The organism is Thioalkalivibrio sp. ALJ4 (genome assembly GCF_000377225.1).
Classification (GTDB): Bacteria; Pseudomonadota; Gammaproteobacteria; order Ectothiorhodospirales; family Ectothiorhodospiraceae; genus Thioalkalivibrio.
Map to the genome: position 1 here is coordinate 310665 of NZ_KB897917.1, position 12296 is coordinate 322960.

10 protein-coding genes are annotated in these 12296 nt (G+C 65.4%); 5 read left to right on the top strand and 5 right to left on the bottom strand.

Going from position 1 to position 12296, the window contains the following annotated elements:
- Positions 1-17 precede the first annotated feature (17 nt).
- On the top strand, positions 18-2798 hold the full coding sequence (gene prsT / locus C936_RS0101555) for an XrtA/PEP-CTERM system TPR-repeat protein PrsT (protein WP_018174995.1): 2781 nt from the start codon (positions 18-20) through the stop codon (positions 2796-2798).
- A 90-nt stretch (positions 2799-2888) separates the two neighbouring features.
- Here the strand turns inward: prsT and C936_RS0101560 are convergent, their stop codons facing one another.
- Positions 2889-3557 carry a class I SAM-dependent methyltransferase gene (locus tag C936_RS0101560; RefSeq protein ID WP_018174996.1) on the bottom strand — a complete coding sequence of 223 codons (669 nt, stop codon included), beginning with the start codon at positions 3555-3557 and terminating at the stop codon, positions 2889-2891.
- A 236-nt stretch (positions 3558-3793) separates the two neighbouring features.
- Here C936_RS0101560 and pepA point away from each other — a divergent pair, with 236 nt between their 5' ends.
- A complete protein-coding gene (pepA, locus tag C936_RS0101565; protein ID WP_019023129.1) occupies positions 3794-4624 on the top strand; it encodes a flocculation-associated PEP-CTERM protein PepA in 831 nt (276 codons plus the stop codon).
- 122 nt (positions 4625-4746) lie between these two features.
- On the opposite strand, the gene C936_RS0101570 is transcribed toward pepA, so the two are convergent.
- From C936_RS0101570 to C936_RS0101585, 4 genes are read right to left on the bottom strand one after another with little or no spacing between them, the layout of a single operon-like run.
- On the bottom strand, positions 4747-5622 hold the full coding sequence (locus tag C936_RS0101570) for a ThiF family adenylyltransferase (RefSeq protein ID WP_018174998.1): 876 nt from the start codon (positions 5620-5622) through the stop codon (positions 4747-4749).
- Positions 5622-6398: a PEP-CTERM/exosortase system-associated acyltransferase gene (locus tag C936_RS0101575; RefSeq protein ID WP_018174999.1), complete on the bottom strand. Its 777-nt coding sequence runs from the start codon at positions 6396-6398 to the stop codon at positions 5622-5624. Before C936_RS0101575 ends, C936_RS0101570 begins: the two co-directional genes overlap by 1 nt.
- Positions 6388-7206 (bottom strand): acyl-homoserine-lactone synthase, encoded by an 819-nt coding sequence (locus C936_RS0101580; protein ID WP_018175000.1) that lies wholly within the window; start codon positions 7204-7206, stop codon positions 6388-6390. Before C936_RS0101580 ends, C936_RS0101575 begins: the two co-directional genes overlap by 11 nt.
- Before the next feature lie 43 nt (positions 7207-7249).
- On the bottom strand, positions 7250-7843 hold the full coding sequence (locus C936_RS0101585) for a PilZ domain-containing protein (protein WP_018139497.1): 594 nt from the start codon (positions 7841-7843) through the stop codon (positions 7250-7252).
- Positions 7844-8197: 354 nt separating this feature from the next.
- On the opposite strand from C936_RS0101585, the gene C936_RS0101590 reads away from it, so the two are divergent.
- The 3 genes from C936_RS0101590 to C936_RS0101600 all read left to right on the top strand — a co-directional run bounded on the left by C936_RS0101590 (position 8198) and on the right by C936_RS0101600 (position 12296).
- Positions 8198-9754 carry an XrtA system polysaccharide chain length determinant gene (locus C936_RS0101590; protein WP_018139498.1) on the top strand — a complete coding sequence of 519 codons (1557 nt, stop codon included), beginning with the start codon at positions 8198-8200 and terminating at the stop codon, positions 9752-9754.
- A 117-nt stretch (positions 9755-9871) separates the two neighbouring features.
- Entirely contained in the window at positions 9872-10765 is an 894-nt protein-coding gene (locus C936_RS0101595; protein WP_018139499.1) for an XrtA-associated tyrosine autokinase, read from the top strand.
- Positions 10766-10838: 73 nt separating this feature from the next.
- On the top strand, positions 10839-12296 hold the full coding sequence (locus C936_RS0101600) for a TIGR03016 family PEP-CTERM system-associated outer membrane protein (protein ID WP_018175001.1): 1458 nt from the start codon (positions 10839-10841) through the stop codon (positions 12294-12296).

The window sequence follows — 12296 nt, forward strand, 5'->3', positions numbered from 1 at the left end:
CCCGTTCTGTATCCCGTGTGGTGGGCGCGCCCCGCCGCACCCTCCCGCGCCTGGCCCCGTTGCTGATGGCGCTGACCCTGGTCGGTTGCGACGCGCTGGGCACCCCGACCGAGGCCGAGCACCGCGAACGCGCCGAGCGCCACATGGAGGCAGGCGAATATGCCGCGGCCACCATCGAGTATCGCAACGTGCTGCAGCGCAATCCGGACCCCGAGGTGCGCGGCCGCCTGGGCCTCGCCTATCTGCGCGACCAGCAGCCGGAACCGGCCGTGCGCCACCTGCAACGAGCCCTGGAGACGGGCGCGGACCCCAACGAGTACGCCCTGCCCCTGGCGCGGCTGCTGTTCATGCTGGGTGGCAGTGGGGCAATCACCGAGATCCCCGAGGCCGATGGCCTGGAAGGCGAGGATGCCGCGCGCCTGCTGGCCTATCGGTCGCTGGCGGCCTATCAGGCGGGAGACGCCACTGCCGGATCGGATTATCTTGAGGCCGCCCGCGAGGCGCATGACGATCTGGTCGAGATTCATCTGGCGCGCGCCTACAAGGCGATGTCCGATGGCGACGCCGAGCAGGCCATGAAGATGACCGATGCGGCCCTGGAAACGGACGCCGAATTTTCGCCTGCCTGGTCCCTCAAGGGAGACCTGGAACGGGTGCAGGGCGACCCCGAGGCTGCACTCAAGGCCTTTAGCCGCGCCGTCGAGTTGCGCCCGGATGCGATCGCCGAACGCCTGAAGCGCGGGCTGATGCACGTCGAACTGGGGCAGTTCGACGAGGCCCGGGCCGATGGCAAATTCCTCAAGGATGGCGCACCCAACCACGCCGGCGGCCACTTCCTGATGGGGCTGATCGAGTTCGAGACGGGCGAACCCCTGCAGGCTCGCCCCCACCTGGAAGAGGCGCTGGCGGCCTCGGCCAACTACCGCCTCGCGATGCCCTATCTGGCGGCCATCCAGCTGGAAGAAGGCAACTGGTCCCAGGCGGAACGCCTGCTGGAGCGCCACCATGCGCTGGGCCCGGCCAACGCGATGAGCTATCGGCTGCTGGCCCAGCTGCGCATTGAACAGGGCCGCACCCAGGATGCGCGACGGATCCTGGCCGAGGCACTGAGCGAGCGGCCCGACCTGATCGAAGCCCTGGGCGATCAGCTGGCCGCGCTCTATATCGGCGAGGGCGACACTGAAAGCGGGATCGAGGTCCTGCGCGAGGCCCTGGCCAACCGCGCGGACCGCCCGGAACTGCAGGAGATGCTGGGGATTGCCCTGGTGCGGCACGGCGACCACGAGCAAGGCATGGCGCTGCTGCACCGAGTCGCCAGCGAAAGCGCGGATGTACGCCTGGCCGACTACTCGGTGGCCCTGGCGCATATCCGGGATGGGCAGTACGAGCAGGCCCTGGAAGCCACCCAGCGTCTGCGCGACAAGGACCCGGAAAACCCGCAGGGCTTCAACCTGATGGGCGCCGCCCTGCTGGGGATGGGCGAAACCCACGAGGCCCGCCTGATCTATCAGGAAGGACTGTCGCTCCATCCGGACAACAGCACCCTGGCCCTGAACCTGAGCTCGCTCGAGGTCCGCCAGGGCAACCTGGAGACGGCCCGCGAGATCCTCGAGGACCTGCAGGAACGCGACCCCGGGCATCCCACCTCGGCGATTCGGCTGGCGACACTGCATTTCCAGCAGGGCGAGATGGAGGCCGGCAAGCGCTGGCTGCAGGACGCAATCGAGGCGCACCGAGATCGGATCGAGCCCTACCTGATGCTGGCACGCGCCCAGAACCAGCAGGAGGATCACGCCGCCGCCCGATCGACCCTGGAAAAAGCCCGCGAACATCACCCCAACGACACCCGAGTGCTGGGCCTGCTGGTCGATCTGCAGGAGCGCGAGGGGGACTTCGCGGGCGCGGCACAGACGCTTGGGCACCTGGCCGTACTGCGGCCGGATGCCGCGGAGCTGCGCTTCCGGCAGGCGCGCAATCTCGCCGCGCTGGGCGAGACCGAGCAGGCCGTCACGGCCCTGCGCGAGACGCTGTCGATCGACTCCAGCCACATGAGCGCGCGCATGGTGCTGACCCGCCACCTGAGTCTGGCCGGCGAGGTCGACGAGGCGCGTCAGGTCTTCGAGCCCGTTGCGGAGCGGGCCCCGGAGGCGGCGCAGGTGATCGCGCAACAGGCCTGGTTCGACGCACAAGCCGGCGAGCTCGACAAGGCAATCGAGGGCTACGAACGCGCCCTTGAGCGTGAGTCCCGACGCGACTGGCTGGTGGAGAAATACCAGGTTCAGCAGCGGGCCGGCCATTCCGACGCGGCCCTGGAGACGCTGCAGGGCTGGCTGCAGGACCACCCCGATGATCTCGCCTCGCGCCACCTGCTCGGCTCGGCGCAGATCAACGCCGGCCACGAGGCCGAAGCCCTGGAAACCTACGAAACCGTGCTGGAACAGCGGCCCAACGATGTCATCGCGCTGAACAATGCGGCATGGCTGGCCCGCGAGACCGACAACCCCCGCGCCCGCGAGTATGCCCAGCGGGCTGTCGAACTGGCCCCGGATCAGCCCGCGATTCTCGACACCCTGGGCGTGGTCTTGCTGGAGGGCGGCGACACCGAGAACGCGCTGGAGACCCTGCAGCGGGCCTACCGGATGAGCCCGCAGGCACCGGATATCGGGTTCCATCTGGCGCAGGCCTACCAGGCCAGCGGCGAAACCGAACAGGCGCGCGACCTGCTGACGGAGCTACTGGAGGCCCACGAAGACTTCCCGGAACGCGAACGGGCGCAGTCGCTGCACGAGTCGCTGTAAACCCGGAAAAGCGAGAAAGACGCGCCGAGCTGAAGCCCACGTCCGCGTGGGCTTCAGCTTTTCCGGCCAGCGTCGAAACTGGCGCCAGGACTACTGCGATTTCTTCAACAGCAGGTTGTAGCAATTGCCCGAGATCGAGGAGTCGACCACCTGGAACCCGGCGCTGGTGAAGCGACTCAGGATATCGCGGGCCTCGTACGGGGTATGCAGGATGCCTTTGCGCATGCCCCAGCGGTTGATGCGTTCGGCAATCAATTTGAGTGGCTGCGGCGTGCGCGGATACAGCAGGACGTTCGCGGCCAGGGTGCCCCCCGGCTTGAGCACCCGAAAGGCCTCGTGGATGGCGCCGTCCACATCCGGAAAGCAGTGTACCGAGTTGGCGATGTTGGCCGTATCGAACTCGCCGTCGGCGAACGGCAGCTCCGCGGCGTCGGCGTGTTTGACAGTCACGTGCTCGTCCTTTGCGAAGCGGTGGCGCGCGCCCGCCAGCATGGATTCGGCGTAATCCACGCCAACGATTTCGCTCTCCGGCAGTTTGCGCCGGCGCCGCCACTTGATCGCCATCTCCAGCAACGTCCCCGTACCGCAGCCGATCTCCAGATGCCGGGCCCCCATGTTGCGGCCAAAAAAACGGATCTGGGCGCCCAGGGTGCTGTTGTAGGCAAAGGTCAGGATGAAAAACCCCCGCGCGTCGTACCACCAGGGTGGCGACTTGTAGGCCTCGGCAATCTCGTCGCGGGTCTTGGCACGCTTGGACATGTGACATCTCCTTCACGGAAAGAACGGCCGAGCCCCCAACTCCGCCGTCCGTTTTTTTTACAAAGGCCTTTTCCAGGACCAAGGAAAAACAAAACAAACGCCTTGAAAATCCGATAGTTAACACTTTTGGCACGCAGCCTGCTTTACTTCACTCGCAAGACAGGACGACTAGCAAATTGAAGTGGAAGTAAGCGTTAACCCAAACAAATTGATGCTAACTGGTGGAGGATTACAACATGGAAAGGTTCAAGCAAACAGCGCTGGGGGCGGTACTGGCAGTGGCCAGTCTGGGGCTTGCGAGCACCGCACATGCCGGCGTCTTCACGATTGATGATTCGCAGCTCGATCTCTCGACGATCGCGGTCGGCGAACGTCAGGTTGACCGTATTACCGGCGGGTATGAGGAGCTGCTGACCCTCGATACCGACGGTTCCTTCGACGCGGCGGCCTACTGGAACGTAGGTCAGTACTTCCTTGGGGGTACAGGCGTCAGCAATCGTCTGGGCGCCGGCGGGGACGACGGTGATCTGTTCTATGGCCTGTATGCCGTGTTCGAGTCCTCCGGGACTTTCGACGCGGGTTCGGGCGAGTTCACCGGCACCACCGGCTCGATCGCGCTCTACCTGGATCCGAATCTGGATACCACCTTCGGGTTTAACTCGGGCGATGCGGCCGACGGTGTGGCCCTTGGCGGCACGGGTGATGACATCCTCGTAGGCTGGTCCGACATCTTCGAGCGGGGCGCGGGTCGCTTTGAACCCGGCTCGGACGATATCGGCAGCTTCGCGCTCATCTTCAACGAGTGGATGCTGACGGATGAAGGCAAGCAATTCTTCACCAGTCCGGACCCGTTCTACATGAATGTCCGAGTATCGGGTCAGTTCGACTTTATCGAGGGTTTCGAGGAAGTCGATCAGCGCACTACCTTTGATGTGGTCGGCTCGGCCGACGCCCGGTGGTTCGGGGTACCCGAGCCGGGCATGCTGCTTCTGCTGGGAACCGGGCTGGTAATGCTCGGCTTCGTCGCCACGCGACGCCGCCGCCGCGAGACTGGCCTGGCTGCCTAGCAGCCCTTGTGGTTGGGCCTTCTGCTCCCCCCTGGGTGGAAAGCCTCTCCCGGCCCCTCGTCTTCGGACGAGGGGTTTTTTTATGTCCGAACATACGAAACGCGAGGCTGGATGGCTGCTGTTCAGACCTGGGCCCGGAGACGTGCGAGTCGACGTCGTCCGATCGCCAGCAGCAGGCGCTGCAGGGGATTGCGGTTGCCACCGGGGCGCCAGGTGCGGGCGAGGCGCTGGCGATAGGCATCGAAGTGAACGCCGCGCGGGGCCCAGACGACACGGCCACGTCCCAGCAGGATCTTCAGGGCCTCGGTACCCATGACCCCGGCGCACAGCTCGCAGGCCATCACGGTGGACGGGCCATGCTGCGCCCTCAGGTCGACGGCGGCAGGATCGGCCAGATAGCCCATCTGCATCATCGACGGGGCCAGGCCCATCATGAAACGCAGCGCCAGCTCCTCGTCGGGCAATCCATCGCGCAGGTCGAAGTAGTCATCGAACGACAGACCACCCGGGCGGAAATTGAGCAATGCGGCCCCCATGCCGAGCGGGGCCACGGTGATCGCCGGGATCCCCCGCTCCGCGCAAGCGGCGAAGACCTCGCGGCGGACCTGAAACACGAAAAAGTCGAGCCCGTCGACGTAGAGGTCCACACCCTGCAGGAAGGCCTCCAGATTGTGCTGGTACACCCCCTCCGGGAATGTGGTGATCTCGAGCTCCGGATTGATGTCCAGCGCCATCTCGCGCAGGACCTCGACCTTGGGTCGGCCCAAACGGGACATGCCGGCCCCCGCCTGGCGGTTCATGTTGTGCAGCTCGAAGCAGTCGAAATCCGCGATATGAAAGCGCCCCACCCCCAGGCGGGCGAGCGTCAGCAGATGGCTCCCGCCGACACCCCCAAGCCCGGCGATCGCCACCCGCGCACCGCGCAGGCGTTCCATCTCCGGCCAGGTCACCCAGCCATGGGTGCGCCGGAACGCCGCGTGATAGTCGAATTCAGGCATCAGGCCGCGCTGGCAATCGCGTCCCAGAGAGAGTCGGAGGGATGGGGGTCGGAGAGATTGGCATAGGAGTGTGCATACAGCTGGCTCAGCGACGGTGAACGGTGAATCCCGGCCAGGGCTGTAAGCAGACTAATATGAAACGGCGCGCGGCGACCATGGTAGTTCTGAAGCGTGCCGATCTGCTTCACCTTCAGGCCGTGGCGACGCAGGATGCGCGCCAGCGACGGCTCCATCATGGCGAAGGCATGCGAGCGGCCCTCGATCTCCATCATGGCGACCGCACTCATGAACAGACTCAACGCCAGCAGCGGGAAGGTACGCGCCTGTTCCAGAGGCACATTCAGCAGATGAAGGTCCCCGACAGGAGTGACCGACTCCCCCAGACGTCGCCGGAACAGGCCATTGACGGCCAGTCGGGAGACCTCGCAGATCGCGTCCCGCTCCAGCCGGTCCGGGCGAAATTCGGTCTCGTAAAAGCAGTTATCGCAGTGGCGCTCCATCGGGAGTTCGTGGATCTTCTGACGCGCGTCGACATGCACGACCCGGACGCAGCCCGCGTGGGTACCGCTCACCACATGCTCCAGCAGGCAATGCGTGGACTGGGCGTCATATTCGTCGATCTCGCGCTCGCCCGGGCAGTTCTCCGGAGACTCGTAACGAAACTCTCGGCAGTAGACCTCGTAGCGCAGTCGGTACACCGCCTCCAGCTGCTCCTTGTCCGGCTTCACCAGAGAAAAATAGCGGCAGAATGCCGTGATGAGCGGGTCATCCTGCACAGGGCACTTCCATAGCCCTTGGGGCGTGATACACACGCGGGCGCCAGCAACGCTTGTACCCCGGCGCCGCGCGGTACGGGAACGGTGGGTGCCCGGCCAGCTGCGCATAGTGGGGACGCGCCGGTGCGTCGCCCAGCCCCAGCCGGCGGCGCCAGGCGGACAGCGCCAGGCCGGACTCGGCAGTCAATGCACGAAACGGCAGCCGCAGCCCCCGGTGATCACAGGCCTCGCCACACAGCTCGATGGGGATATGGTGGCGCTGGAGCAGACGCGCGAGGGCTGGTCGAATCATGAACAGCAGAAAGTCATACCCGTGGTCTTCGGCATAGGCCTGGGCGGCCTGGCAAAGGTGATACAGCAAACGCGGCGATCCGCGTTCCGGTGAACCACGAGCAATCAGACGGGAAACCTCGAGCACCCGCGGGGACTCGACCCTGGGCGTCGCGAAGGCATCCTCAAACAGATGCCCGGCGGCCATGGTCGGGAGGAGACCCGCCTCCGGCCGGATCAGACGCATGGCGCCAACCCAGTGCCCGCCGTCGTACAGCCCGCCCATCCGCACCAGAAAATGAGCGGCGTGCTCGTCGTGGATGTCGCGCTCGAAACCTTCCGGGTAACGCTCGGCCGCTTCGAAACCAGTCTCCAGACAGTACACCGCGTAGCGCATCCGATAGTGGATGCGACGCGCCCGGGCGCCCGTGGCGAGATACACCTGATAGGACGGGGAGTGCCCATCCGGCAGGCAACGATCTGAGGTGGGGCGTCCCGGTTCGACGCCAGCATGGGTATACAAACGTTCGTCCTCCATTGCGTAATTCAATACGGATTTCCCCGGCCAGAGGCGCATGCCTTCAAGCCGTCGTGTCGATGCGTTGACCCGGACCATTGCGCCTGAGAAAACGCAGGCCCAGACCCACTCGGCGATCGGATACCACGACGGCATCGAAGGTCCCGGCGGTCGGGAGCATTAGCTGCAAGGCGGTATCCGGCGGCAAATACGGGTACTGCCCGACCAGCGCAATCCGCGCGCCACCACGCGAAAGATCCATCAGGCGGCACTTGCGCCACTCCTTTCGGATGCCGATCTCGGTCAGCAGGTTGACCGCATACCGAGGCCAGCAGCGCTGCTCGGGCCGGCCGGGTGTCTTGCGGCCGTAGCGCCAGGCGAATGCGGCCGACCAGTGCCTCGGGTTCGGCGAACAGGCGTAGAGATCGGCCTGAGCCGGATCCGTAATCGGGGGTTCCCCGAGCCGGTCGATTACGGCCTCCACCAGCTGTCCGGCCCAGGACTCGTACTCTTCGTCACTGGCACTGAACCGATGGAGCTGTCGGTAGATGTCGTTCATCAGCGCGAGGCGCTCGCTCCAGTTCCGCTTGAGCATGGCGGGATGCCAGAACTCCGCCAGATTCTGCGCGAGACTTCTCTGGCCCAGATCGTCGTGCATTTGAGAATCCCTCCCAACCGCCAGGCCACCCCCCTGCCGCAGCCGTTTCGAGCCTAATCGAACAAAGCCCAGCAAACTGCGTACCAGTTAACGTAAATCCCTGATCCGTTATAAAACCGCGAAAATTTATTAGAAAACTCAGCTTCAAAATTTTTTCAGGTGTAAACATTCTCGACACGTGTAGACAAGGGAAAACAAACGATCTTCAATAGCCCTAGACGTCTCCCGAGGTGGGGCTCAAGCAAGGTGCCAATCGACCTTGCTGGGAACCCTTTTACCGGAGAAATGTTACTCCGTTCGAAGACCCACAAGGCGTCATTGAACGTCAAAGGGTTTAACAGGGGGCAACAAGAAATGGAAAAGATTGTTCAGGATTTTGTTCAGCGGGCGCGCGCCACCTGGCGCCGCCGCTGGTGGATTCTGCCGATTGCCTGGATTGTGTGTCTGGGCGGATGGGCTTACATCCAGAGCCTCCCGGATACCTATCAGGCTAATGCGCAGGTATTCGTCAACACTCAGTCCGTCCTGAACCCGCTGCTGCGCGGGATGACGGTGCGCCCGGATACAGAAGAGCGGCTGCGGATGGTGACGCGCACCCTGCTCAGCCGCGACAACCTGGAGACCATCGCCCGGCAAAGCGACCTGGACGTCTACATGGGTAGTGCCGACCTCGACGCGCAGGTCAGCCTGCTGCGCAGCAGGCTGACCCTGGACGGCGAACGGCGCGAAAACATCTTCACGGTGCGTTTTCGCCACAGCAATCCTGATGTGGCCGAGCGCGTGGTCCGCGAGACGGTGAATCTGTTCATGGAGCGCGGCCTGGGCGACTCGCGCCTGGATCTGAGCACCTCGCAGCGATTCATCGAGCGCCAGATCGAGATCTACGAGCGCCAGCTGCAGGCCAGGGAAGCCGAGATCGAAGACTTCAAGCGGCAGAATGCGCGCTTTATCAGCGGCGACGGCAACTTCTATTCGCGCCTGGAACGCGGCCGCGAACAGGTGGCCCAGGCAGAGCTGCAACTGCGCGAGGCCCACAGCCGCCTGGCCGCATTGCAGCGCCGTGCCGAGGAGAGCCGGTCGGGTGGCGGCACGGTGAGGGCGCAGTACCGCAACCCGGAGCTGGACCGCCGGATCAACGACCTGCAGGAAAACATCGATGCCATGCGGCATCGCTACACCGACGACCACCCCGACATCGTCGCCGCAAGGCGCATCCTCTCGGAGCTGGAAGAGCGCCGCTCGCGCGAAGCCGCCGACTACGCGCGCAACCCGGCGGTCGTACCCATTGGGGCTACCGGGGGTGGCGACGCGCTGCAGGCCGCGATCACCGACGCCGAGAGCGAGATCGCGATGCTGGAGACCCGGATCGAAGAGTTCCAGGCGCGGGTCGCGCGGCTGGAACAGGACGTCGACCGCGCTCCGGCCGTGGAGTCGGAGCTGACCGCGCTGACCCGCAACTACGACGTACTGCGCGACTCCTACCGCCAGCTCCAGAGCCGCCGCGAACAGGCGATCATGTCGGGCGCGGTGGAGTCGGAAACCGACTCGGTCGATTTCCGCGTCCTCGAGCCGCCGCGCCGACCGACAGCCCCCTCGGCACCCGACCGCCCACTGATGGCCACCGGCATCTTGCTGGTCGGTCTGGGCGCGGGCACGGGCTTCGCCTTCCTGCTTTCACAGCTGCGGCGGACGGTCAGCAATCGGCGGCAGCTCGCGGAGATCGCCGGTCGCCCGGTTCTGGGCACCATCTCGGCCGTACGCACACCCCAGATACGGCGCCGCCGCAGGCTGGAGCTGTCGGCCTTTTCAATCGCCCTGGCCACCCTCCTTCTGGTGTATGCCGTGGTCATGGGTCTTTACCTCACCGGATCGGCCGGTGTTCTCGACGAACTGCTGAGCCTGTTGCGATGAACGGCCGCGGCCATCGGCCCGGTGTATCGCACGCAACGCATCAGGGACCGGGATGCATTTGTTCCATGGAGGCGCGGGCCCTGCGGGCCGGCGCACGGCAAGGGGAGCCAGACGCTCATGAGCATCATTGAAAAAGCCCTCGACAAGAGCCGGTCGGCTCCCATACAGCCCCTGCCCGCCGACGCAGCATCCGGACACACGGACCGGGAAGCGGGGGGCACGGAGGCCCCGGCATCCGGGCACGGCGAGCACTCGGCGGCAGCTCGCATCGACTTCGGGCACCTGCGGCGGCAGGGGCTGATCGTGCCCGGCGACCAGCGCTCCACCCTGGCCGAAGAGATCCGCATGATGAAGCGGCCGCTCTTGAACAACGCGTTCGGGCGCCACTCCGCAATGCGGATACCCCGCGGACGGCTGATCATGGTGACCAGCTCGCTGCCACGCGAGGGCAAGACCTTTCTGACCACCAACCTGGCGATCAGCATGGCGATGGAGGTCGACCGCACGGTATTGCTGGTCGACGCCGATGTGGCCCAGCCGACCGTTCCGAGGGTCCTCGGGTTCGAGGCCGAGCGCGGGCTGATGGATGTCCTCACGGAGCCGGACCTTGGCATCCCCGATGTCCTGATGCGGACCAACATCGAGAACCTCTCGGTGCTGCCCGCCGGGCGCCCGCACGGGCGATCCACCGAGATCCTGGCCAGTGACGGGATGCGGGCCTTGCTGGACGAACTTCACGATCGCTATCAGGACCGCATCATCCTGTTCGATTCCCCCCCGCTACTGGCCACCAGCGAGCCGGGCGTGCTGGCCGCCGGGATGGGACAGGTCGTGATGGTGGTCGACGCCGAGCGCACCCCGGCCGCCTCCGTGGAGAACGCGATGCAGCAGCTCGCCGGCTGCGATGTGGTCCTGACTGCACTCAACCGAGCGCCCTCCACCCCGGGGCTTGGCTATGGCACGGGCTACTATCACGAGCGCCCGTACGGGGAGGTGAGCCATGAGCACTAACCAGGGACGGGTGCGGGTCACACACCGCAGGGAGGCCCCGGTACGGAACGGCCGGGCGATCTGTCTGATCGCCGTGCTGGGCGGCGGCACGCTGGCGCTGCCCGCCTCGGGCCTGGCCACCGAGTGGGACTTCACCCCGCGCGTCACGGTGGGGGTGGAGGCGACCGACAACGTCCGCCTGGCCCCCCGCGGGCAGGAGGATGCGGACCTGATCGGGCATGCGCGCCCCGGCTTCACCCTGCGCCGGGACGGCGTGCGCAATGACACCCGCGTGGACTACCAGCTCAACCATCGCACCCACCTGTCCGAGTCGAGCGAAGACCGCACGACCCACATGCTGCGCGCCCGCAACCAGACCGAGGTCATCGAGGACACGTTCTTTGTCGACGTGACCGCCTCGCGCCGGGAACAGGCCACCTCGCTGCTGGACCCGGTCGGCATCGGCGGCAGCACGCCACGCAGCAACATCGAGGAGACCTCGTATTACAGCGTGTCGCCCAACCTGCAGAACGAGTTCGGCACCTTTGCCCGCCAGGACATTCGCTACACCTACGACGAGCGGCACTACCACCGCAGCAACCGGGCCAGCAGCACCGGCAACCGCGCGGAATACACCCTGGACAGCGGCCCGACCTTTGATCGCGTGTTCTGGCAGCTGGCGGGCTTCTACGACCGGCTGAAGTACGAAGACGGGCTGGAGGGCGAGTTCAGCGAGATCAGCGCAACCCTCGGGTACAACATTGGCCGCACCCTGCGCGTATTTGGCGTCGTGGGCGAGGAGTTCAACGACTACGAAACCCTGCGCGACGACGACGATGGCAGCTTCTGGGAGGTCGGTGTCGGCTGGACCCCGACACCGGTGACCTCCGTCGAGGCACGTTATGGCGAACGCTTCTTCGGCACAACACGAGCCCTCAGCGCGACACACCGCAGCCGCCGCGCCAGCTACGGCGTCAGCTATTCCGAGGGCATCAGCTCGACCCGCGATCGGCGCGAATTCATGTTCCTTGACGTGTCCCAACTGGCCGAACTGGAGGGCATGACGTTCGAGGAGATCTTCGACCAGTACACCTTCGAAGAGCTCCAGTTACTGTTCACGAGCGCGCTGGTTACGCAAGAAGCGCTGATCGAGGGGTTCTATCTGACACGCAGTGCCCGTGCGAACTGGCGCTACGATACCGGGCGCAGCGTGTTCGGGGTTACCGGCTACCAGACCCGACGCGAGGCCGAGTTCGACACCGGTGCCGGCATTTTCGAGGACGACAATCGCCGCACCGGCGTGATCGCCTTCTGGGAGCTGACACTGGGGCCGCGCACCACCACGGAGCTGAGCTCCGGGGTCTCGCGCACGGAGTTTCTGGGCAGCGACCGCGAAGACGACTTCTTCTACTTCCGCGCCAGCCTGAACCGCCAGTTCGCCCCGGACCTGCGGGGCAGCCTGGCCTATCGCTATCAGCAGCGGGATTCGAACAGCCGGGTCAACGAATACCGGGAAAACTCGATCATCGCGCTGATCACCAAGGAGTTCTGA

Coding starts and splice junctions, on each gene's coding strand:
- C936_RS0101560 (WP_018174996.1), bottom strand. CDS start 3,557: ATGTCCAAGCGTGCCAAGACCCGCGACGAGATTGCCGAGGCCTACAAG.
- pepA (WP_019023129.1), top strand. CDS start 3,794: ATGGAAAGGTTCAAGCAAACAGCGCTGGGGGCGGTACTGGCAGTGGCC.
- C936_RS0101570 (WP_018174998.1), bottom strand. CDS start 5,622: ATGCCTGAATTCGACTATCACGCGGCGTTCCGGCGCACCCATGGCTGG.
- C936_RS0101580 (WP_018175000.1), bottom strand. CDS start 7,206: ATGGAGGACGAACGTTTGTATACCCATGCTGGCGTCGAACCGGGACGC.
- C936_RS0101585 (WP_018139497.1), bottom strand. CDS start 7,843: ATGCACGACGATCTGGGCCAGAGAAGTCTCGCGCAGAATCTGGCGGAG.
- C936_RS0101590 (WP_018139498.1), top strand. CDS start 8,198: ATGGAAAAGATTGTTCAGGATTTTGTTCAGCGGGCGCGCGCCACCTGG.
- C936_RS0101595 (WP_018139499.1), top strand. CDS start 9,872: ATGAGCATCATTGAAAAAGCCCTCGACAAGAGCCGGTCGGCTCCCATA.